This is a genomic window from Duganella sp. GW821-FHT07G03 (genome assembly GCF_059418605.1).
On the sequence record NZ_JBWKQE010000011.1, the window covers coordinates 69109 to 90001 of the forward strand.

The window sequence follows — 20893 nt, forward strand, 5'->3', positions numbered from 1 at the left end:
GTTTCGTAAAAAGCTGAATTTACCCGCACCGTCATAGTGAATTTTGCACCAAAATGGTGCGTTACAAAATGACATAAAAATAAACGTTGTTTTGTTGATGAAACTCGGCGTGCGCAATTGACACTATTTTGGGCCGCGTGGTTTTATCGATGCTTGAGCTTGCCTTGCTAAGCGCAAGCAAGCTTCAACGGCGGCGTCAAACAGGCGTTTCCGTGACTGGAAAAAGTTGGGGCAAATATAAAACATAGCTGGTGGCGGTCGGACGTGCTTACCCACGTACCGGCCGTCAACCAAGCTTTTTTCAAATCGGAAAATTGGGAAATCACATGTTAAGAAAAACTGTTATCGCTCGCGCGTTAACCATTGCCTTTGGCACGGCGGTGGTCATGACCGGCGTGGTTCAGCCAGCCATGGCGCAGTCGAATGCCACTGGCACCATTTACGGCGTGGTCGAAACACCTGCCGGCGCCACGATCACCCTGACCAACGTCGATACCGGACTGAAACGTAGCATCGGCACCGAGGCGGGCGGCCGCTACCAGGTGACTGCGCTGCCAGCCGGCCACTATCGCGTTGAGCTGAGCCGTGACGGCAAGGTCGCGCAGAAGGTGGAGGTTGATGTGGTGGCTGGGCAGGGCGCCAATGCCTCGTTCTCCGCTTCCGTGCAAACGGTGCAGGTGACCGGCCGCCGCGCCACCATCGACGTTTCCAACACCAACAACGGCGCCATCTTCACGTCCAAGGAACTGTCCAAGCTGCCGGTGGCGCAGTCGCTGACCGCCATCGCGCTGCTGGCGCCCAATACCACCAAGGGCGACTCGGCCTACGGCAACACCGCCTCCTTCGGCGGCTCGGGCGTGTCGGAAAACGCGTTCTACCTGAACGGCTTCCCGATCACCAATCCGCTGAGCCAACTGGGCTCGATGGAACTGCCGTTCGGCGCCATCCAGCAAGCGTCGGTGCTGACCGGCGGCTTCGGCGCCGAGTACGGTCGTTCCATCGGCGGCGTCCTGAGCGTCACCACCAAGAGCGGCACCAACACTTGGGAGGGCGGGGCGACCTATAGTTTGGAGCCGGCCAGTACCCGCGCCGCGCGCAAGAACATCAACTACGCCGTGACCGGTGACCCGAACAACGCGGCAACCGACGGCAAGATCGACCTGCGCCGCGACAACCGCAGCATCTCGAACACCCAGTACGGCGCCTATCTGGGCGGCCCGATCATCAAGGACAAGCTGTTCATGTTCATTGCCGGCGACCAGACCATCGGCAAGGATTCCTACGTCGGTTCCAGTTCGGTCACCAATCCGGCCACCATCGCGCAAAGCGGCTGGAACAAAAACCGCTCGCAGGAAAACCGCTGGTTGGGCAAGCTGGACTGGAACATCACCGATGACCATCGCCTCGAATTCACCACCGCCGGCGACAGCTACCAGACCCGTTACCAGAAATACGGCTACATCCTGAACCCGAACAATTCTAAAGCTGCCGAACAACTGGACGGCGTGCCGAACAACCAGTTGTACTCGTCGGCCGTGGGCAAGAACCTGGGACCTACCGATCCCGAGTTCCCGGGCACGCCGGGTTCGACCGTCAACATGCTGAAGTACACCGGCAACATCACCGACGACCTGGTGATCACCGGCCTGTATGGCGTGTTGAAGAGCCAGCATGGCGTCAGCTATGAGGCGCTGGGCGCGAACACCGGCACCGGCGGCGTGCCGCCCACCGTCTTGTACGGTTCGACCGCCAAGTGGCCCGCGCTCAGTTCCTCGCTCTACCGCAATTACAACGTCTTCCCTGGCTACATCAGCAGCCCTGGCGAAGATGAAGTGAAATCGGGCCGCTTCGACCTTGAGTACAAGCTGAACAACCACACGCTGCGCGCCGGTATCGACGCCAGCAACATCACCTCGTCGGCCGCCGGCCAGATCCGTAGCGGCGGCTCGTCGTGGTCGTACAAATACGTGGGCGACAAAAACGTCGGCCAGCCGATCAACCTGTCGGGCGGCCGTCCCGGCAACGTCGCCGACTTCGGCGGCTCGGGCACCGCCGGCTACTATGTTTCGCAATCGATCTTCAACTCGCTGACCTCGGCCTCGTCCAAGCAATCGGCGCAGTACCTGGAAGACCGCTGGCAAGTGCGCAAGGACTTGCTGCTCACGCTGGGCATCCGCAATGACGCCTACAGCAATTCGACCGGCGACGGCGTCAAGTTCCTCGACATGAAGACCGAAGTGGCGCCGCGCGCGTCGGCGGCCTGGGACGTGTATGGCGACTCCTCGTTCAAGGTCTTCGGTAGCGCCGGCCGCTACTACCTGCAACTGCCGACCCAGGTGGCCGCCCGCGCGGCGAGCCGCTCGACGTACACCACCCAGGAGTTCACCTACACCGGCATCGACCCGTCCACCGGCGTGCCGTTGGGGATGAAGGCGGTCAACATCCCGGTCTCGTCGGATGGCGAATACGGCCAGGCCAAGAACCCGCAGTCGGTGGTGGCCGCCGACCTCAAGCCGAACTACCAGGATGAGCTGACGCTGGGCTTCGAAAAAGCCTACAGCCCTAGCCTGAATTTCGGCGGCAAGGTCACCTACCGCAAACTGGGCGCCGGTATCGACGACAGCTGCGACACCCGTCCGCTGCTGAAGTTCGCCAGCGAGCATGGCATCGACATCCAGAACCAGGGCGCGGTGAACTGCTTCATCTACAACCCCGGTCGCGACGTCACGGTCTGGATCGATGGCAACGACGCCGCTGGCAACCCGGTGGTCACCGGCAAGGGCCAGCTGGCGCACTTCAGCGCCGCCGAAATCGGCGAGCCGAAGGCCGAGCGTACCTACGCCGCACTGGATGTATTCCTGGAGCATCCGGCGCGCAACGGCTGGTATGGCCGCGTGAACTACACGCTGTCGCGCAGCAAGGGCAACATGGAAGGCCAGACCCGTTCCGACACCGGCCAGTCCGACGTCGGCACCTCGGCCGCCTGGGACTTCCCGGAGTTCGCGCCGGGCAGCAACGGCTTGCTGCCGAACGACCGCAAGCACCAGCTCAAGATGTACGGCTACTACGAGCTGACGCCTGAGTGGACCGTCGGCGCCTTCGCGCTGATCCAGTCCGGCCGTCCTGTGCTGTGTCTGGGCACCAACGATGCCGCCGACAGCGGTAGCGATCCAGCCTACCCGCAGGGACAGGAGTACTTCGGCCCAGGTTACGGCGCTGAGTACTACAACTGTGGCGGCAAGTCGACGCCACGCGGCAGCCTCGGCCGCATGCCGTGGGAAAAGCGCCTGGACCTGAACCTGGCCTACACGCCGGCCTTCCTCAAGGGCCTGTCGCTGAAGCTGGATGTGTTCAACGTGTTCAACAAGCAAGCGCCGATCACCACCAACGCCACCTATGACGATGGCGACAGCAGCGTGATCTCGTCGACCTACCGCGAAGTGCAGAACTACCAGACGCCGCGGTATGCCAAGTTCACCGTGGAGTACAACCATAAGTTCTAAGTCCTGCATCATGGACTGAGTTAAACCGCAGCTCCGGCTGCGGTTTTTTTTTGGTGCGTGGGTTTCGTTTGCGTTTTCGTTAGGGCTGGGGTACTTTGATGCATGGCAGCATAAACCGCATGGAGGAAGTGCCGTGAGCGACGACCAGACTACCCCGTGGCCGCAATGGCCCGGCAATCCCTTTGCACTGGCCCAGCAGGCCACCGATTACTGGGTCGATGCCTGCCAGCGCAGCGTGCTGTTCATGGATGTGCTGCGCCAGCGCGGCGACGAACGCAACCACCGCCACGAGCAGATCGCGCCCCATGTGCTGAGCTTTGAGTTCGACACCATCATGGACGGTCGCCATTTGCAGCGTCCGGTCAATTACGGCCTGCTGTATATCACGCCGCTGGACGGCGTCACGCCCGATCCGCACAAGCGGCCCTTCATCGTGTTCGATCCGCGCGCCGGCCACGGCCCCGGCATCGGCGGCATGAAGCAGGACAGCGAGATCGGCGTGGTGCTCAAGGCCGGCCATCCCTGCTACTTCGTCGGCTTCCTGCCGCAGCCGGTGCCGGGCCAGACCATCGAGGACGTGTGCCGCGCCGAGGCGCTGTTCATCGCCAAGGTGGCCGAGCTGCACCCGCTGGCCGACGGCAAGCCTGCGCTGATCGGCAACTGCCAGGCCGGCTGGCAGATCATGATGACCAGCGCCCTCAATCCCGACCTGGTCGGGCCGCTGGTGCTGGCCGGCGCGCCGCTGTCGTACTGGGCCGGCGTGCGCGGCAAGAACCCCTTGCGCTACCTGGGCGGCGTGCTGGGCGGCACCTGGATGACGGCGCTGGCAGGCGACCTCGGCAACGGCATTTTCGACGGCGCCCAGCTGGTCGCCAACTTCGAGAAAATGAATCCGTCGAACACCTTGTGGAGCAAGAACTACAACGTCTACTCGCAGATCGACACCGAGGCCGAGCGCTTCCTGGAATTTGAAAAGTGGTGGGGCAACCCGGTGCTGCTGAACGCCGGCGAAATGCAGTACATCGCCGACTCGCTGTTCGTCGGCAACCGCCTGAGCGACGCCGCGCTGATGGACAGCAACGGCCGCCGCATCGACCTGCGCAACATCAAGTCGCCGATCGTGGTGTTCTGCTCGTGGGGCGACGACATCACGCCGCCGCAACAGGCGCTGGGTTGGGTGCTGGACCTGTACGAGGACGACGCCGCGCTGGTGGCCGGCGGCCAGACCATCATCTACTCGATGCACCAGAGCATAGGCCACCTGGGCATCTTCGTCTCGGCCTCGGTGGCCAACAAGGAACACGAGGAATTCACGGCGGCGATGGACATGATCGACGTCATGCCGCCCGGCCTGTACGAGGCGGTGTTCCTCGACAAGGACGAGGAAATGCTGCAGGCGGAAATCGCCGCCGGCGACATGGGAGCCGGCGACTACGTGATGCGCTTCGAGCGGCGCGGCCTGGACGTGCTGCGCGCACTGGGCGGCAACGATATCGAGGACGAGCGCCGCTTCGCCACCGTGGCCCGCCTGTCGGAAATTAACACCGGCCTGTACCATACTTTCGCCAGTCCGCTGGTCAAGTCCATGGTCACCGAATCGAGCGCCGAGCAGCAGCGCGAGACGCATCCGCTGCGCCTGCGCTACCGCATGTTCTCCAGCAAGAATCCTTTGCTCGACGGCATCCCGGAGATGGCGGCCAAAGTGCGCGCCGAACGCCGTCCGGTGGCGGCCGACAACGTCTTCATGCAGATGCAGGAAGCGATGTCGCAGCAGATCGTCGACGCGCTGGACCGCTACCGCGACCAGCGCGACCAGGCCACCGAAAAATTCTTCCTCGATATGTATGGCTCGCCCTTGCTGCAGGCGCTGGTGGGCTTGCGCACCGACGGCGGCCGTCCGCGCCGCATCGGCCGCGACATCGCGCGCGAGTCCATGCTGAACGCGCACCGCGCGGCGGCCGCGCTGAAGACGGCGGAGGGCGGCGTCACCGAAGCCATCATCCGCGGCTTGCTGTATATCTACCGCAGCCCGGAAATGAGCGCCGCCGACGAGCGCGCCTTCGCCACCATCCGCCAGCTGCGCCTGCGCACCTCGGACGACAAGGAGCTGAGCGTCACGCACTTCAAATCCATCTTGCGCGAGCAATACCTGATGCTGCAAGTGAACGAGGAAGCGGCGGTGCGCGACCTGCCGCTGCTGCTGCCGGACGATCCGCACGCGCGCGCGACGGCGCTGGCCATCGTGCGCCAGGTGGCCGGCGCCACCGGCACGCTGACCGGCGACGGCGCCGTGCGGCTGGCGCGCATCGCGGCGATGTTCGAGGCGCGCGCGCCGAAGCTGGCGGTGGTGGGCAAGAAGAGCAAGGGGTGATCAGCGGCTGAGCGGTTTCCGCATGAACACGCTCAGCGGATCGTCCGGGTAATCGCCGTAGGGGCCGCAGCGCTGGAAGCCGTGCCGCTCGTACAGGCTCAGCGCTTCCGGCTGGGACGGGCCGGATTCCAGCACCAGCTGCTTGCAGCCCTGGTCCAGCGCCGCCTGTTCCAGCAAGGCCAGCACGCCGCGCGCCAGTCCTTGTCCGCGCGACGCCGGCTGCACATACATGCGCTTGATCTCGCCATACTCCGGCGTCAGCACGACGGCGCCGCAACCGACGATGCTACCCGCAGCGTCGCGCGCGACCGCGAACCGGACATGCGGCTGCATCAGCGACGGCAAATCCAGCGCGTACACGCTTTCCGGCGGATACAAGCTCAGCTGATAAGCGTCGAGGTCGGCGATCAGGGCGATGACGTCGGGCTGGTCGGGCGATTCAAAGGCGATGTGCATGATGGTGGACATTTTAATGGATGAATAAATCCAGTATAATGGATTTCATGGATATCAACAAACTCATTGCCAGCCGCCTGCTGGCCTTGCGCGACAGCCGCGGCTTGTCGCTCACCGCGCTGGCCGAGCGCAGCGGCGTGAGCCGTTCCAATATTTCACTGATCGAACGCGGCGAAAGCAGCGCCACCGCCACCGTGCTGGACAAGCTGGCCGGCGCGCTCGGCGTCACGCTGGCCGCCTTGTTCGAAGCGGGGCAGGGTGAGCCGGCCGCGCCGTCGCCGCTGCGGCGGGCCGCCGACCAGCCGGTGTGGACCGATCCGGCCTCCGGCTATGTGCGGCGGCAACTGTCGCCCGCCGCGCGCTCGCCGATGCAGCTGGTGGAAGTGGTGTTCCCGCCGGGCCAGCGCGTGACCTACGAGCAGGTGCTGCGCGACGCCGACGTCCACCAGCAAGTCTGGCTGCTGGAAGGCGTGATGGACATCAGCGCCGGCGACCAGCAATGGCGGCTGGAAGCGGGCGACTGCCTGGCCATCCGCGAAGACCAGCACATCAGCTACGCCAATCCCGGCCAGACGCCGGCGCGCTATCTGGTCGGCCTGGTGACGCTGCCGTTTGCGATATAATGTCGACCCCCAAGCGATTCCCATAGTTGCCGCCATGACCATCATCAACCTGCCGACCACCGACACCGCGCCCGTGAAAGCGAGCCGCCGCCTGTCCGTCGCGCCGATGATGGACTGGACCGACCGTCACTGCCGCGTGTTCCACCGCCACATCAGCCAGCACACCTGGCTGTACACGGAGATGGTCACCACCGGCGCGCTGGTCTACGGCGACGTCGAACGCCACCTGCGCTTCAACGACGAAGAGCACCCGGTGGCGCTGCAGCTGGGCGGCAGCGATCCGGCCGACCTCGCCACCAGCGCCAAACTGGGCGAGAAGTGGGGCTACGACGAAATCAACCTCAACTGCGGTTGCCCGTCCGAGCGCGTGCAGAAGGGCGCGTTCGGCGCCTGCCTGATGGCCGAGCCGCAACTGGTGGCCGACTGCGTCAAAGCCATGCGCGACGCGGTCAGCATCGACGTCACCGTCAAGCATCGTGTCGGCATCGACCAGACCGAAAGCTACGACTTCGTGCGCGACTTCGTCGGCACCGTTGCCGAGGCCGGCTGCAAGACCTTCATCGTGCATGCGCGCAACGCCATCCTGAAGGGCCTGTCGCCGAAAGAGAACCGCGAAGTGCCGCCGCTGAAGTATGAATTCGCCTACCAGCTCAAGCGTGACTTTCCTGACTTCGAAATCATTCTCAATGGCGGCATCAAGACCGAAGCCGAGATTGACGAACATTTGCAGCACCTGGACGGCGTCATGCTGGGCCGCGAGGCCTATCACAACCCCTTCGTGATGGCCGGTTTCGACCAGCGCTACTACGGCGACGCCCGCGCGCCCAAGAGCCGCGAAGACGTGCTCGAAGCCATGATCCCCTACATTCAAGCCCAACTGGCCCTGCACGGCGAGCGTGGCTTGAAGCTCAACTCCATCACCCGCCACATGCTGGGCCTGATGACCGGCCTGCCCGGCGCCCGTGCATTCCGTCAGGTTCTGTCTGACTCCAAAAAACTCGCCCTCGGCGACGCCGATTTGCTGCGCGAAGCTGCTGCCCGCCTACGTATTGCTGCGTAGTTCACAGCACAAACTGACGTTTCTAGCAAACAATATATTGGACTGTTGGTATTTCCACGCAGAAAGTTCGTTTGCGTATTTTTTAGGCGGGTTTTGCTTGCTTTGAGGCAAAATTTGCATCTATAATTCCTGAATATACACACATATCCACCTTTATTTCACGTTTGTATAGTGCGGTAAAACTACATGCAAGCTGCCGGTGGAGCGGCAAGTTTTTGCATTCGCAGTCATTGTTTGCTACTGTCATAGATATTACCTAGCAGCAAGGGCCGGGTGGATGGTGTCGTGCACGAGACGAGACTTTCCAGGGCACTCTTATCAACTGTGTCAATTACGAAGAAGACGAAATGAATTTAGCAAAAATGAAAGTCGGAACGCGCCTGGGTCTTGGATTCGCGCTGGTTCTTTTATTCCTGGTGGCGGTGACCACCGTGGGTATCTTCCGCATGGCACAGATTCAGGATCGCCTGGATCACGTGATTTCGGTCAACAACGTGGTGTCGCGCCTGGTGGTCGACATGCGTTCCAACGTGGGCGACCGCGTGACCTCGCTGCGCATCCTGACCCTGATGACCGATGCCGCCGACATGGAACCGGACATGAACCGCATCAAGGACCTGGCCGCCAAGTACGCCGATGCACAGAACAAACTGAGCGCGCAGTTCGCCACCGAAGCCACCGCTGAAGAAAAAGCGCTGCTGGCAACGGTCAAGGAGCAGGAAGCGATCGCCATGCCGGCCATCGCCAAGGCGTCCGAACTGTGGCTGGCCAACAAGGCCGAAGAAGCGACCAAGGTCCTGATCAAGGAAATCCGCCCGGCCCAGAAAAAATGGATGGCCGCGCTGGATCAACTGGGCACGCTGGAAGAAAAACTGAACGCGCAAGTGCAGGCCGACGCCGCCGCCGGCTTCTCGGCCGCCCGCAGCTTCATGATCATCCTGGGCGTGCTGGCCGTCGCCATCTCGGTCGCCGCCGCCTACGTCATCACCCGCGGCCTGCTGAAACAGCTGGGCGGCGAGCCAGACTACACCGCCTCGATCGCCGGCAGCATCGCCAACGGCGACCTGTCGATCGCCATCGACACCAACGGCAACGACAAGGACAGCCTGCTGTCCGAGATGAAGGAAATGCGCAACAGCCTGGTCGACATCGTGGGCCAGGTCCGCTCCGGCACCGAAACCATCGGCACCGCCTCGCGTGAGATCGCCGCCGGCAATATCGACCTGTCGTCGCGGACCGAAATGCAGGCCAGCTCGCTGGAAAAAACCGCCTCGGCGATGGAAGAACTGACCTCGACCGTGAAACAGAATGCGGACAATGCCCGTGAAGCCAATCAGCTGGCGTCGGCGGCGTCGGACGTGGCGATCAAGGGCGGCAAAGTGGTGTCGGAAGTGGTCCACACCATGAGCTCGATCGACGCTTCGGCCAAAAAGATTGTGGACATCATCGGCGTGATCGACGGCATCGCCTTCCAGACCAACATCCTGGCGCTGAACGCGGCAGTGGAAGCGGCCCGCGCCGGCGAACAAGGCCGCGGCTTCGCGGTGGTGGCGTCGGAAGTGCGCAACCTGGCCCAGCGTTCCGCTGGCGCCGCCAAGGAAATCAAGATGCTGATCGACGACTCGGTGGAGAAAGTCGGCGCCGGCACCAAGCTGGTCGGCCAGGCCGGCGTGACGATGGACGAAGTGGTGGCCTCGGTGCGCCGCGTGACCGACATCATGAGCGAGATCGCCAACGCCAGCCAGGAACAGAGCGCCGGCATCGAGCAGGTGAACCACTCCATCATCGAGATGGACAGCATGACCCAACAAAATGCCGCGCTGGTGGAAGAAGCCGCCGCCGCCGCACAAAGCTTGCAGGACCAGGCCGCCGAACTGTCGCGCGTGGTCAGCATCTTCAAACTGGTGGAAGGCGAGGAGCGCGTGTCGGCTCCGGTGTACCAGCCTGCCGCCGCCAAGGCCCCGGTCAAGCCGATCGTTGCCCGTGCTCCTGTCAAGAAACTGGCCTCCGCGCCGGCGCCTGCCGCAGCAGCCAAACCGAAGAAAGTCGCCTCGGCAGCTAGCGCCGCCAGCAGCGATGAGTGGGAAGAGTTTTAAAACTTTGCCGCAGTCTGCCGTCGCGCTTTTGCGCGGCATGTAGGTCCGCTGTGGGATTCGATCAACCAGTTTTTAATAATAAGTTTGGAAATTGTAAAATGAATAAGTTTTCGACCAGTGTATTCGCCGCCGTCATCCTGTCCGCCGCTTCGACCGCCTTCGCCGGCGAAGTGCCAGCTTCGCTGGATGCCAAGAACTGCAAGGCTGAATACCCTAAAGCATCGCTGATCAACGAAGAGCAGGGCGATGTCACTATGTCCTTCCTGGTCGCTGCCGACGGCAACGTCGTTGAATCCAAGCTCGAGAAGTCGAGCGGCTTCAAGAATCTGGACAAGGCTGCGATCAAGGCCCTGAGCGCTTGCAAGTTCAAGCCGGGCACCAAGGATGGCGCGGTCGCCCAGACCTGGACCAAAGTCGACTACAGCTGGAAGCTGTAATCAGTGTCAACCGGGCTGCGCGGTTCCGCGCGGCCTGAGTGCCGGATATCTACACTTGGGGAAATCATGTCTACAAATAAGCGTTGGTTAAGTGTGATCGCAGCAGTGCTCGTTTCGAGCGCACCGGTGGCGTTCGCCGCCGAAGTCCCGGCCAGTTTTGATGCCAAAACCTGCAAGGCCGAATACCCGAAAGCGTCGTTGATGAACGAAGAGCAGGGCACGGTGTCGATGTCTTTCCTGATCAAGGCCGACGGTAGCGTGGCCGACTCCAAGATCGACAAGAGCAGCGGTTTCAAGAATTTGGACAAGGCGGCCATCAAGTCGCTGAGCGCTTGCAAGTTCAAGCCGGGCACCAAGGACGGCGCCCCCGCCGAAACCTGGACCAAGGTCGACTACGCCTGGAAGCTGGACTAATTCCCCCGCGGCATCAAAAAAGGAAGCGCATGCGCTTCTTTTTTTTCGCCTGTTACAAGCGTTGTAACAAGCTGTAATCGGGCTCCAGCGGCGGCGCACTTCCCTATATAGTACACTTTGAGACTAGGAGGAGTGCCATGAAAACCATCATCGCCGTTGCCGCCGCAGTGGCGGCCCTGAGCCTGGGCGGCTGCGCCGTCCAGCAGCCCGGCTATTACGCCACCACCAGCCGGGTGGTACAAGACCCCTACCAGTGGCACACCGTTGCCGTGGCGCCGACGAGCACCTACTACGAGGATGCGCCGGCACCCAGCTCGCGCGTGGTCTACGCCAGCGAGCCGGTCTACACCACCACCTACATCCAGCCGGCGCCGGTGTACTACGCGCCTGCGCCAGCCTATTACTACCCGCCGGTCAGCATCGGCCTGGACTTCTCGTTTGGCCACTGGTGCTGCGGCGGCCATCGCGGCTGGGGCGGACGCGGCGGCTACCACCGCCGCTGATCGGGCGCGCGGCAGGAACCAGCGCATGGCGCTGGTTCAGCCTATGAATTTATGCGTCGCCACGGTGGCGTGCGCGGGCGCCAGTCCGCGCTTTTTCTTGATGTACAGGGACAATCCCTCCTGCAGCTTGTCCATGCTGCTCTTCTCCACATACATGCCCTTGTTCTGCCGGATCGGATCGAGCACGTAGCGCGATTCGGAAATGAAGCGCTGGCACTCCTTCAGCAGCGGGTCCAGGTGGTTGCGCTTGTTCTGTTCCCAGTGCGCCATCCAGCCATCCTCGATGATGTTGTTCGACAGGATGTTGAGCACATTGCTGGTGGTGTTGTTGGCCAGGTAGTAGCAGCCCAGCAGCGGCGACACCAGGAAGATGTTCGAGCTCAGCGCATCCATCGCCGAGCTGCTCAGGACCAGGTTGACCTTCTTCACCTCCTTGTAGCGCGCCCCCATGATCATGATCTTCTGGCAGGTGGTGGCGATGGCGCTGGCGGCCGCCACCGCCGGCCCGGTGACGCCGCCCAGGTCGGCGAACAGCCCGGCCGTCGAGACCGCCAGCTGCGTGGTCTGGATCGCCGCCAGCGCCGCGTGCTGGTCGCGGCTGGTGCGCAGCAGCGTGGCCACCGCGTCGCAGGCGTCGCGGGCGTCGCCCGGCAGCAGGAAGCCGCGCTGCACCGTGGTCTTCTGCGCCTTGTGCCAGTCCATCGCCGCCGTGCCCCAGTTGCTGGCCGCCTTGGCGCCGGCCTTGACCTGCTGCACCAGCGGCAGCGCCGACGTGATGAAGTCGGCCATGAACTCCACCCCCAGCTCGGCGACGATGGCGCCGATGTCGAGCGAATCGAACAGCTCGAACAGCAGCCGCAGCACCTTGTCGAAGCCCGGTATCTTCAGCATCGCGGGCAGGTCGATGCCGGGGATGTGGATGGCGCTGAAATCGATCTCGTCCAGGTTGATGCTGGGCAGCTCGAGCGAGGGCAGGTTGACGTTGGGCAGGCTGATGTCCGGGATCGCCAGGTGCGGCAGGCTGATGTCCGGGACGATGTTGAAGAAGTCCGGGAACTGCAGGCGCACACGCGGGAACAGCACGTCGAAATCGATGTCGAGGATTCTGCTCAGGTCGAACAGCAGGGACGGGATGTTGATCTCCGGCAGCCGCACCAGGATCTTGAAGCTCAGCGCCCGCAGCGAGATGGTCGGCAACAAGTCCTTGAACTTGATCAGGCCCTTCAGGTTGAGGCGGACCTGCGGCAGGTCGAAGCCGGGGATGTCGCCCAGCTTGATATCGGGGATCAGGTTGATGTCGAACTTGGGCAGCGGAATGCGCGGCATCGTGAAGTTGACCAGCTCGCGCAAGTCGATGCCCTTGAAGATGTCGATGTTCAAGTCCAGCGGCAGGTCCGGCACCGCCACGCCGGGAATACTCCCCAGTTTCTTCTTGCACTCCTTGGCATCCTTGGCCAGCGTCTTGGCGTCCTCCAGCCGGCTCTTGGGCTTGAGCTGCGTGCCGCCGAACATGGCCTTCAGCGACTCCTTGCGCTCACGCTTGATGTGCATGAAAGCCGCTTGCAGTTCTATCTCTTCTTTGAAAGTGAGTGGCATGACGAAACGCTCCTCAAGGTAACATCGGAAAACGGTTTAGCCGTGGGTCAGCTTGCGATGGATGCCTGCCATGTAGGCCGAGGTCTTGAAGCGGCCGATCAGCGCGGTGAACGCCAGCGAAGTCATGACAAAATAAAAACTGCAGTAAATATACACCGGCACCATGACGCTGGTGCCGGTGGCGGCGATCACCGTGTTGCAGCGGCTGACCAGTTCGCTCACGCCCACCAGCGACGAAGCGCTGGAGGCGATGAAGGAAATCAGGAACACATTGATCCAGGTGGGGATGAACAGCAGCGCCGCGCCGACGTCGCCGCGCTTCCAGGCGCGGTGCGCCACCACCAGGCTCTCGGAGGTGAACGACAGCGGCGCCGCCGACAGGCCGATCACCGCCTTGACCCACTGCGGTATGTGCAGCGTGACGCCGCTGCCCGGCAAGCTGAACTCGGCCGGCAGCACGAACACCGCGTAAAAGATCAGCGCCAGCGTCGGCACGCCGCGGAAAAAGGTCGAGACGCGCTCGGCAACGATGGCGGTGCGGCCGTGCCGGGTCACGCGCAGCCAGGCCAGGCCGGCGCCCATCAGCGATCCCAGCGCCACGGCGCACACCGCGATCAGGATATTCCACAGGAAGCCTTGCAGCAGGAAAGGCGTCCACGTCCACAGGAAGCTCAGGGTCTCGTTGTTCATGGATGCTCCGCCGTGTGCAGCCAGGTTTTTTCCACGTAGTTGAACAGGCGCGTCCACAGGCTGGTGATCAGGTAGAAGGTGACCAGCAACACCGTCATGGTCACGAAGATATTGCCCTTCTCCGCGATCAGCAGGCTGCTCGCGCTCAGCAGTTCCGGGATGGCGATGGCCGAGGCGATCATGGTCTGCTTGGTCAGGTTGATCAGCGCCTGCTTGACCGGCCAGCTGGCGTACTGCGCGGTGGGCGCCAGCTGCTTGAGCCGCAAGCGGTAACCGGCCTCGGTGGTGCGCACATGGGCGGCGGCCTCGAGGAAGGCGCGCATCACCATGCCCGCCGTGTAGTAGCCGGAGCAGAACGCCGCCACCGCGAACGCCGGCAGCTTGATGCCGAACTGGTGCATGGTCCAGCCGCCGAAGCCGAAGAAGATCAGGTACATCATCAGCAGCGGCGGCGTCAGCCGGCCGTAGGCCATGATGGCGTGGATGGCCTGCGTGCTCCAGCCGCGGTGGCCGTCGACCGTGACCGCGGTCGCCAGGCCCAGCGCCAGGCTGACGGCGACGCCGGCCGTAATCAGCAGCATGGTATAGCCTATGCCTTGCAGGAACTGGCTGCGGTCGTAAGGGTCGTAGACGAAGTTCAAGTCCACGCCCAGCTGCTCCTTGATCCACAGCCCCACCGCCTGCACGCCGGCCGCCTCGGTGCTGGAGACGTTCTCGGCGCTGCGGCAGGCGGCGATCCAGTTGCCGCTGTTGTTGCGCACGCACTTATAGAGGCCGCCGGCGTCCCGCTCCGACCAGAGCGCCTTCTGCGCCGTCAGCCATGAGGTGGAGGCGATGCCCCATTTGTTGTTGGCCTCCAGCAGCCAGCCGGTGCGGTGCAGCTCGGCCACGATATTGCCCAGCGCCAGATCCAGTTCGCTGCCGCGTTCATTGCGCGAGATGAAGATCGCCATCGGCGTGATCAGCGCGTTCGGCAGCGGCATCGTGTAGCCCTTCCATTGCGGCAGCTTGCTGGTGTTGGCCAGCGCCGCCGTCGCGTACAGGAAGCCCGAGCACTGGCCGTCGTGCAGCGCCAGTTGGGCGTCGCGCACGGTCTTGTAGTTTTGCAGCTCGAGCAGATAGCGCTCGCTCATCGGCTTGTTGAAGTAGCTGCCTTGCACCGCGCAGATGGTTTCGTGGCGTATCTTGGGCCAGGCGTCGACCGCGTCGCCCGGCTTGAACAGCACGTTGACGCTGGTCTCGTTGTAGCCCGGCTCGATGGCGGTGGCGATCTTGCGCCGCGCCGGCGTGTCGCCGACGGTGGCGATCAGGACGTCGACATCGCCGAGCTCCAGTTTCTGAAACCGGTTCTCGGTGGTGATGCTGACTTTTTTCAGGGCCACGCCGAGGCGCTGGGCGATCAGCGCGGCGATGTCGCTCTCGAAGCCGACCACCTCGCCTTGGGCGTTGAGTGAATTGAAGGGGCTGAAGTCGGTCTTGACGCCGACCCGGAGCACGCCGTTCTTGCGGATGCTGTCCAGCGCCGGACTGTTGCCGGCCGCCTGCGCCGCCAGCGCCACGAGCAGCAGACCGATGAGAGCCAGTACTTTAAAAAAAGCGCTATTCCACATTGTCGTTTTCTCTGGGCCGCAGACCGGGATTCATGCTACCCCAAGGCAGGCTCATCGCGCAACGACGGCGCTGCCCACTGTGGCGTGGCGTGGCGGGGGCTGGCGGCCGATTGCGTTATCAAGCTGCTCATGATATTGTCAATCGACACTTGTCCTCCCGAGACATCCATGCTGCATCCCCTGGCCAGCTTATGGCGCCATTCCAGCCGCGTTACGTTCTACGAATCTGGCGGCCAGGCCGGGCAGGCATTGCTGCACAGTGGCGCGCCGACGCCCGGTGCGCGGCGGCGCTTCTCGTCGTCCGACGACGCCTGCACCTACCTGCGCTTCTGGCTGGGCGAACCGGCCGCGCGCGCCGAACTCAAATGGATCTTGCAACGCTCCGGTCCCTCGCTGGTGGGCGCCCACGGGGGCGCGGACGGCTGGCTGAACGCGCTGGCCGGCCGCCTGATGAGCGGCGCCGTCATCGTGCTGGAAGAACTGAGCCGGCAAGCGCAGCCGGGGCGGCTGGTGGCGCCGTCCAGCGGCGCCGCGTCGGCCGCCGCGCTATCGGCCTTGCCGGCGCTGAGCGCGCTGCCGGCCATCCCGGTGGTGCCCGACCTGCTGCCGGCGCTGGAGGACATCCGCATCGAAGGCGCCGAGGTGCTGCCGGAGTTGAACCAGGCGCTGGCGCAGGTCAACGCGACCATCTCGACGGTGGGCTCGGCCTCGCTGTCGCTGGAGCCGGCGCCGAGCAAGGTGGCGGCGATCAAGACGGCGCTCAGCGACGCCACCTCGCGCACCACCTCCACCCTGGGCGCGCTGTAGATGAAAGTCATCGACCACTCCATCGAAGTGCTGCCGCAATGCCCGGTCAACATCGCCAAGGCGGTGCAGAAGGCGGCCGACACCATCGTCGACCAGGGCAAGATCTTCGCCACCGAGGTCACGGCCACCGCCACCTCGCTGAACCAGGACATGCAGAAAGTGGCGGAGCAGATGAAGGCCATCCCGGACCTGCTCAATCCGCAGCCCATCATCGACTGCTGCACCGGCGTACTGGAGCAGGCCGCCAGCGACCTGCGCAAGCTGGCCAGCGACGCCGCCGCCATTCCGCAGCGCCTGCTGGCGCAGACGGCCGGCGTGCAGAAGGTGGTCGACTCCGCCAACGGCGCGGTCGAAGCGATGAGCACGCTGCTGCCGGAGCTGTCCGGCCTGGTGCCGGACTTCGGCGCGCAAATGACCTTCTTCAACAGCCTGCCGGGACGAGGGCAGGCGCTGGCCGAACTGGCCAAGCGCACCGGCGTCATGGTCGAGCAATACGGGCGCGACCTGCTGCCGCTGTCCAAGCAGCTGCAGCAGCTGGCGACGCTGCGGGGCGGCGCCGGCAACGACGCCATGCAGGCGGTGCTGGCGCGCGCCGAGACGCTGCAATCCGATAGCCTGGCGCAGGTCAAGGCGCTGCGCGCCACGCTGGACGGCAACGTCGGCGATCTCGATACGGCGATGCAGGACGCCACCGCGCAGGCCACGCAAACCATCAGCGGCATCTCCGACCTGCTCAACGAGAAAGGCAATGCGCTGCTGGCGCCGTTGCAGGCGCAGATCGATCTGGTGGACCAGTTGAACAGCGCCCTGGGCGACGAGGCGCGCAACTGCGACAGCCTGTTCGACGAAGCCTCGGCACAACTGAGCCGCCTGGCCGACATCCTGATCAAGCCGCTGGCCGCCGCGCGCGCGCAGGTCGACGCGGTGATCGACCAGCTGGCCGCGGCGGCCGCCACGGTGGACGGCATGGTGAAGAAGGCGATGGAGCCGCTGGACGCGCTGGAGCGGCGCGTGGAAGCCATCAAGCAAGCCTTGCAGGAAGTGCTGGACGCGGTCCGCGCCGAGGTGGAGAAGGTGCTGCAACTGATGACCGAACTGGACGGCGAGGCGGAAAACGCCAAGACCGTGCTGCGCCAGTTGCCGGAGAATTTCGTCCCGGTGCGCACCATGATCGCGGACGCCATCGCCATGCTGACGCAGGTGAAGGACAACATTCCCGGTTTCGTTGCCGAGGCCAACAGCACGCTCGATGCCGCCTCCAGCGAGCTCGACCAGGCCGACGCCCTGTGCACCGGCGCGATTGAAATCTGCACCCGCTACATGATGAAGGCGCCGCCGTTGATGATGGCGCGCACGCTGTTCGTCGGCGTCAAGGCCATGATTCCCGGCGTGAAGACGGCCATCGCCGGCGCGCGCACGGCGGTGAAGACAGCCGGCGACCAGGCCACCGGCTTGATGGAGCAGGCCATCACGCTGGTCGATTCCCTGAATCCCCTGCTGGACCAGGCCATCGCCAAAGTGCAGCAGGCGATCGACGCGCTGGTGCAATTGCTGGAGCAGATGCAGGCGGCGCTGAAGCAAGTGTCGGACGCCGCCGAGAAGATCGCGCCGCTGATGCAAGAGCAGCTGGACCAGGTCGGCGCGGCGCTCCAGCGAATTCTCGACAAGGTGCGCGATGCCGCCGAGCAGTGCCTGGCCAAGCTGCAATGCGAGCCGCTGGTCAAGCGCTTGCAGCAGGAGCTGTCGGATTTGCTGGACCGTACCTTCAAGCCGCTGGAGGCGCAGATCAAGGCCGCAGGCGCGCCGTTGCAGAACGTGCTGCAACAAGGCAAGGCGGAGGTCGGCAAGGCGGCGGCGACGGCGCAGGATGGCCTGGGCAAGCTCAGCGCCGCATTGACGTCGGTGAAGCAGCAGGCCATGCAGCCGTTGCAGAAACTGACCGACACGCTGACGTCCGCGCGCGGCCAGGTGGACTCGGCGAGCGGCGCGGCGCGCCAGCAAGTGCGGCAGGCGGCGGACCAGGCCTTGTCGTATGTGGATCAGGCGTCGCAGGCGATCTCCGGCCTGAACATCCGCGCGGTGGGCGACCAGATCGCGCCGTATGCGCAGTTCTACGACGACGTGGCGGGCACGCTCGGCCAGGTGCAATCGCAGGTGCAGAGTGCCGCCAACGTGGCCGACAAGGTGAACAGCTGGAAGAGCGAGGCGCAGCAGTCGGCCAATGATTTGCTGGACCGCGTGCACCAGGCGGCGGACCAGGCGAAGCAGGGTGCAAGCGAGGTGCAGAGTGCTGCCGACAACACCGCGTCCGGCGCGCAAAGTGCCGGCGAGGGCATCGTGGATAGTCCGGTGTCGGAGCAGGTGCGGGCTAGCTTCGATGGCATGAAGCAGGATGCGGAAGGTGTGGCGGCGGACGCCGATGCGGCATTGGCGGACATGTCCGGATCGCTGAACGACGCGCAGAAAGAATCGGAGACGGCGACCGATCCATATGTGCCCGATACCGACACCATGCTGGCCGATGTGAAGCCGGAAGCGGACAAGGCGGAGCAGGCGGCCAACGCTGCCAAGGAGTCGGAGCAGGTGCTGGCGGCGCAGGTGGTGGCCAGCGAGAAGGATGTGGGCGCAGCGGCGGACGCCGCCGCCTCACGCACGACGGCGATGAAGGATCAGGCGCAGGCTGGCATCAACAAGACGGTGGCGCAGGTGGAAGCGGTGCAGGCGCAAGTCAACGCAGCGCGCAGCGAGGCGATCAAGGCGGAATCGATCGTCGATGCGGAGGTGGTCAAGCACGGCGGCACATCCGCCAACGCCGACGCCAAGGCCGCCGCCGCGACCGCCGCTGCCACCGCTGCCGCAGACGCTGCAGCATCCGCCCCCGCGAGTGCAGCCACGACTGCCGCAACTGACGCCGCCGCCGCGCTTGGCGCAACCACTGGCGCAGCTGATGGCGCCGCGCCAGCCGCTGCGGCGAAGAGCGACACCGCCGCAGGCGATGCGACGTCCGCCGCTGCCGCTCCGAGTGGATCGGCCGGTGAGGCGGCGAACGCGCCGGCAAATGCGCCCGCAGATGGTGTTGCAGCCAGCGCGCCTGATACCGCCGCTGCCGCTACCGACGCCCAGCAAGCAACTGGCGACAAACCCGCAACCGCCGACGCACCATCCGCCGAAGCCTCTACCGCAGCTGCGCCGAAGGCCGAAACGCCAACAACCGACGCATCTGCTACGGACGCCCCCAAAGCCGCGACGCCAACAGCCGAGGCGCCAGCCGCTGAAACGCCAACCGCCGACGCAACGAAGCCCGCTGCCGAGCCAAGCACCGCCGCGAAAGCCGGCGCCGCAAAATCCGATGCCGCGCCGGCCGTCGATGTGGCGGCAGCAGCACCGGCAGCCGCCACCGCAACGCCAACCGCACCAGCATCCGCACCAGCATCCGCACCAGCGATCGATCCTGCCCAACCGCCTTCGCCCGCCGCACCGCCGCCGCGTCCGAAAGCCGGCGCCGCAATACCAGCAGGCACAGATGCCGCGACTGCCAACATGCCAGCGACTCCCGACAGCATGGCAGCCCCAACCATCCAACCCGCAGCCGCAGCAAAACAACTCGACCCACTCGCAGCGGCGAGCGAGAAAGCTGCGGCAAGCAAAGCCGCTACCGATGCCGCCGCCTTCGCCAAAGCCGCCGCCGACAAAGCCGCAGTCGCCGCCGAGGCCGCCACCAAAGTCAAAGCCGCCGCCGACGCAGGCAGCGCCGCCGCAGCCGCCGCCGACAAGGCGAGTGCAGCCAAATCACTGGCCGACAAACTCAGCGCCGCAAAAGAAGCCGCCGCCAAACTCCCCGCGCACGATCCGAGCGCGGCGCTACAAAACTTCAAAGATGCAATCCCCCAACCGCCCACCACGCCGCCCGCCGGGTGACTATACCGTCACGAATTTGTCACATCGATGTTCCTTAACTTCGTGGTGAAAATATAACGTACCAAATTTTGAAAAAGCTTGTGACCTTAAGAATTTACATTTAATATCAATTGAGTATCGGAAATCTTTGTACCTATCAATTACGTTGCGGCTTTACGTAGGGTGGTATCACGAGAAGTAGCTTAGTGCTCAGTCCGCCTGTTTTTGCAGTTTGTATCGTCGGCCGCTAGTCACCATAATGTGAGGATGTGAATGTCAGATAGCTTACAAAAATGGGTAGGACGCAATCGTCCCCCTCGTGTGCAAATCACGTACGACGTCGAAATTGGTGACGCCACTGAAAAAAAAGAGCTGCCCCTGGTGGTCGGCTTGTTGGCCGACTTGTCCGGCCAGCCACTGGTGCCGCTGCCCAAGCTCAAGTCCCGACGCCTGATCGAAATCGATCGCGACAACTTCAACGAAGTCATGGGCAAGATCGCCCCGCGCCTGGACCTGTCCGTGCCGGACACGCTCAAGGGCGAAGGCAATCTCAAGGTGGAACTCAACTTCACCGAATTCGACCACTTCCATCCGGAATCCATCGTCACGCAAGTGCCGCGCCTGGCCAAGCTGCTGGAAGTGCGGCAGCAATTGCGCGACCTGCTCGGCAAACTCGATGGCAACGATGAGCTCGATGCGCTGCTGGAAAACATCATCCAGAACACGCAAGAGCTGAAAACACTCAAGGACCAGGAACCGGCCGCCGACGCGGCGCCGGCAGCGGACGCGGAAGCGACCCCATCCTGATAGCACGCCCGCGCGTGCTTCCC

The 20893-nt window shown here is 63.9% G+C and carries 15 protein-coding genes; 11 read left to right on the plus strand and 4 right to left on the minus strand.

Going from position 1 to position 20893, the window contains the following annotated elements:
• The first annotated feature begins 386 nt into the window (after nt 1–386).
• Together AC07OK_RS15900 and AC07OK_RS15905 are read left to right on the plus strand one after the other, a co-directional pair.
• Nucleotides 387–3503, plus strand: coding sequence for a TonB-dependent receptor (locus tag AC07OK_RS15900; RefSeq protein ID WP_494691227.1), 3117 nt, complete (start codon nt 387–389; stop codon nt 3501–3503).
• Between the two features lie 133 nt (nt 3504–3636).
• Nucleotides 3637–5874, plus strand: a complete 2238-nt coding sequence (locus AC07OK_RS15905) for a DUF3141 domain-containing protein (protein ID WP_494691228.1) — start codon at nt 3637–3639, stop codon at nt 5872–5874.
• On the opposite strand, the gene AC07OK_RS15910 is transcribed toward AC07OK_RS15905, so the two are convergent.
• The gene (locus AC07OK_RS15910; protein ID WP_494691229.1) at nt 5875–6342 is read right to left on the minus strand and encodes a GNAT family N-acetyltransferase; all 468 of its coding nucleotides are present in this window, start codon (nt 6340–6342) and stop codon (nt 5875–5877) included.
• 35 nt (nt 6343–6377) lie between these two features.
• Between AC07OK_RS15910 and AC07OK_RS15915 the strand changes: the two genes are divergently transcribed.
• From AC07OK_RS15915 to AC07OK_RS15940, 6 genes are all read left to right on the plus strand, one after another.
• Complete coding sequence (locus AC07OK_RS15915; protein ID WP_494691230.1) at nt 6378–6953, plus strand: helix-turn-helix domain-containing protein; 576 nt, start codon at nt 6378–6380, stop codon at nt 6951–6953.
• Nucleotides 6954–6987: 34 nt separating this feature from the next.
• Complete coding sequence (dusA, locus tag AC07OK_RS15920) at nt 6988–8013, plus strand: tRNA dihydrouridine(20/20a) synthase DusA (protein ID WP_494691231.1); 1026 nt, start codon at nt 6988–6990, stop codon at nt 8011–8013.
• 347 nt (nt 8014–8360) lie between these two features.
• Nucleotides 8361–10109 carry a methyl-accepting chemotaxis protein gene (locus tag AC07OK_RS15925; RefSeq protein ID WP_494691232.1) on the plus strand — a complete coding sequence of 583 codons (1749 nt, stop codon included), beginning with the start codon at nt 8361–8363 and terminating at the stop codon, nt 10107–10109.
• 98 nt (nt 10110–10207) lie between these two features.
• Entirely contained in the window at nt 10208–10546 is a 339-nt protein-coding gene (locus AC07OK_RS15930) for an energy transducer TonB (protein ID WP_494691233.1), read from the plus strand.
• 66 nt (nt 10547–10612) lie between these two features.
• A complete protein-coding gene (locus tag AC07OK_RS15935) occupies nt 10613–10960 on the plus strand; it encodes an energy transducer TonB (RefSeq protein ID WP_116993399.1) in 348 nt (115 codons plus the stop codon).
• A gap of 137 nt (nt 10961–11097) precedes the next feature.
• Nucleotides 11098–11463 carry a hypothetical protein gene (locus AC07OK_RS15940; RefSeq protein WP_494691234.1) on the plus strand — a complete coding sequence of 122 codons (366 nt, stop codon included), beginning with the start codon at nt 11098–11100 and terminating at the stop codon, nt 11461–11463.
• A gap of 36 nt (nt 11464–11499) precedes the next feature.
• Here the strand turns inward: AC07OK_RS15940 and AC07OK_RS15945 are convergent, their stop codons facing one another.
• The 3 genes from AC07OK_RS15945 to AC07OK_RS15955 are packed head-to-tail and all read right to left on the minus strand — an operon-like array spanning nt 11500 to nt 15359.
• Complete coding sequence (locus AC07OK_RS15945) at nt 11500–13059, minus strand: hypothetical protein (protein ID WP_494691235.1); 1560 nt, start codon at nt 13057–13059, stop codon at nt 11500–11502.
• Between the two features lie 36 nt (nt 13060–13095).
• Complete coding sequence (locus AC07OK_RS15950) at nt 13096–13749, minus strand: ABC transporter permease subunit (RefSeq protein ID WP_494691236.1); 654 nt, start codon at nt 13747–13749, stop codon at nt 13096–13098.
• Nucleotides 13746–15359, minus strand: a complete 1614-nt coding sequence (locus AC07OK_RS15955) for a transporter substrate-binding domain-containing protein (RefSeq protein WP_494691237.1) — start codon at nt 15357–15359, stop codon at nt 13746–13748. The genes AC07OK_RS15950 and AC07OK_RS15955 overlap by 4 nt, the downstream gene beginning before the upstream one ends.
• Before the next feature lie 168 nt (nt 15360–15527).
• On the opposite strand from AC07OK_RS15955, the gene AC07OK_RS15960 reads away from it, so the two are divergent.
• From AC07OK_RS15960 to tssB, 3 genes are all read left to right on the plus strand, one after another.
• Nucleotides 15528–16166, plus strand: coding sequence for a hypothetical protein (locus tag AC07OK_RS15960; RefSeq protein WP_494691238.1), 639 nt, complete (start codon nt 15528–15530; stop codon nt 16164–16166).
• Nucleotides 16167–20084, plus strand: coding sequence for a hypothetical protein (locus AC07OK_RS15965; RefSeq protein WP_494691239.1), 3918 nt, complete (start codon nt 16167–16169; stop codon nt 20082–20084).
• A 252-nt stretch (nt 20085–20336) separates the two neighbouring features.
• Nucleotides 20337–20870 (plus strand): type VI secretion system contractile sheath small subunit, encoded by a 534-nt coding sequence (gene tssB, locus AC07OK_RS15970; protein ID WP_494691240.1) that lies wholly within the window; start codon nt 20337–20339, stop codon nt 20868–20870.
• The last annotated feature ends 23 nt before the right edge of the window (nt 20871–20893 follow it).

Excerpts from the sequence above, each read along its gene's own strand:
- AC07OK_RS15900 (WP_494691227.1), top strand. The coding sequence starts at position 387 with ATGACCGGCGTGGTTCAGCCAGCCATGGCGCAGTCGAATGCCACTGGC.
- AC07OK_RS15910 (WP_494691229.1), bottom strand. The coding sequence starts at position 6,342 with ATGTCCACCATCATGCACATCGCCTTTGAATCGCCCGACCAGCCCGAC.
- AC07OK_RS15915 (WP_494691230.1), top strand. The coding sequence starts at position 6,378 with ATGGATATCAACAAACTCATTGCCAGCCGCCTGCTGGCCTTGCGCGAC.
- dusA (WP_494691231.1), top strand. The coding sequence starts at position 6,988 with ATGACCATCATCAACCTGCCGACCACCGACACCGCGCCCGTGAAAGCG.
- AC07OK_RS15925 (WP_494691232.1), top strand. The coding sequence starts at position 8,361 with ATGAATTTAGCAAAAATGAAAGTCGGAACGCGCCTGGGTCTTGGATTC.
- AC07OK_RS15930 (WP_494691233.1), top strand. The coding sequence starts at position 10,208 with ATGAATAAGTTTTCGACCAGTGTATTCGCCGCCGTCATCCTGTCCGCC.
- AC07OK_RS15935 (WP_116993399.1), top strand. The coding sequence starts at position 10,613 with ATGTCTACAAATAAGCGTTGGTTAAGTGTGATCGCAGCAGTGCTCGTT.
- AC07OK_RS15940 (WP_494691234.1), top strand. The coding sequence starts at position 11,098 with ATGAAAACCATCATCGCCGTTGCCGCCGCAGTGGCGGCCCTGAGCCTG.
- AC07OK_RS15945 (WP_494691235.1), bottom strand. The coding sequence starts at position 13,059 with ATGCCACTCACTTTCAAAGAAGAGATAGAACTGCAAGCGGCTTTCATG.
- AC07OK_RS15950 (WP_494691236.1), bottom strand. The coding sequence starts at position 13,749 with ATGAACAACGAGACCCTGAGCTTCCTGTGGACGTGGACGCCTTTCCTG.
- AC07OK_RS15955 (WP_494691237.1), bottom strand. The coding sequence starts at position 15,359 with ATGTGGAATAGCGCTTTTTTTAAAGTACTGGCTCTCATCGGTCTGCTG.
- AC07OK_RS15960 (WP_494691238.1), top strand. The coding sequence starts at position 15,528 with ATGCTGCATCCCCTGGCCAGCTTATGGCGCCATTCCAGCCGCGTTACG.
- AC07OK_RS15965 (WP_494691239.1), top strand. The coding sequence starts at position 16,167 with ATGAAAGTCATCGACCACTCCATCGAAGTGCTGCCGCAATGCCCGGTC.
- tssB (WP_494691240.1), top strand. The coding sequence starts at position 20,337 with ATGTCAGATAGCTTACAAAAATGGGTAGGACGCAATCGTCCCCCTCGT.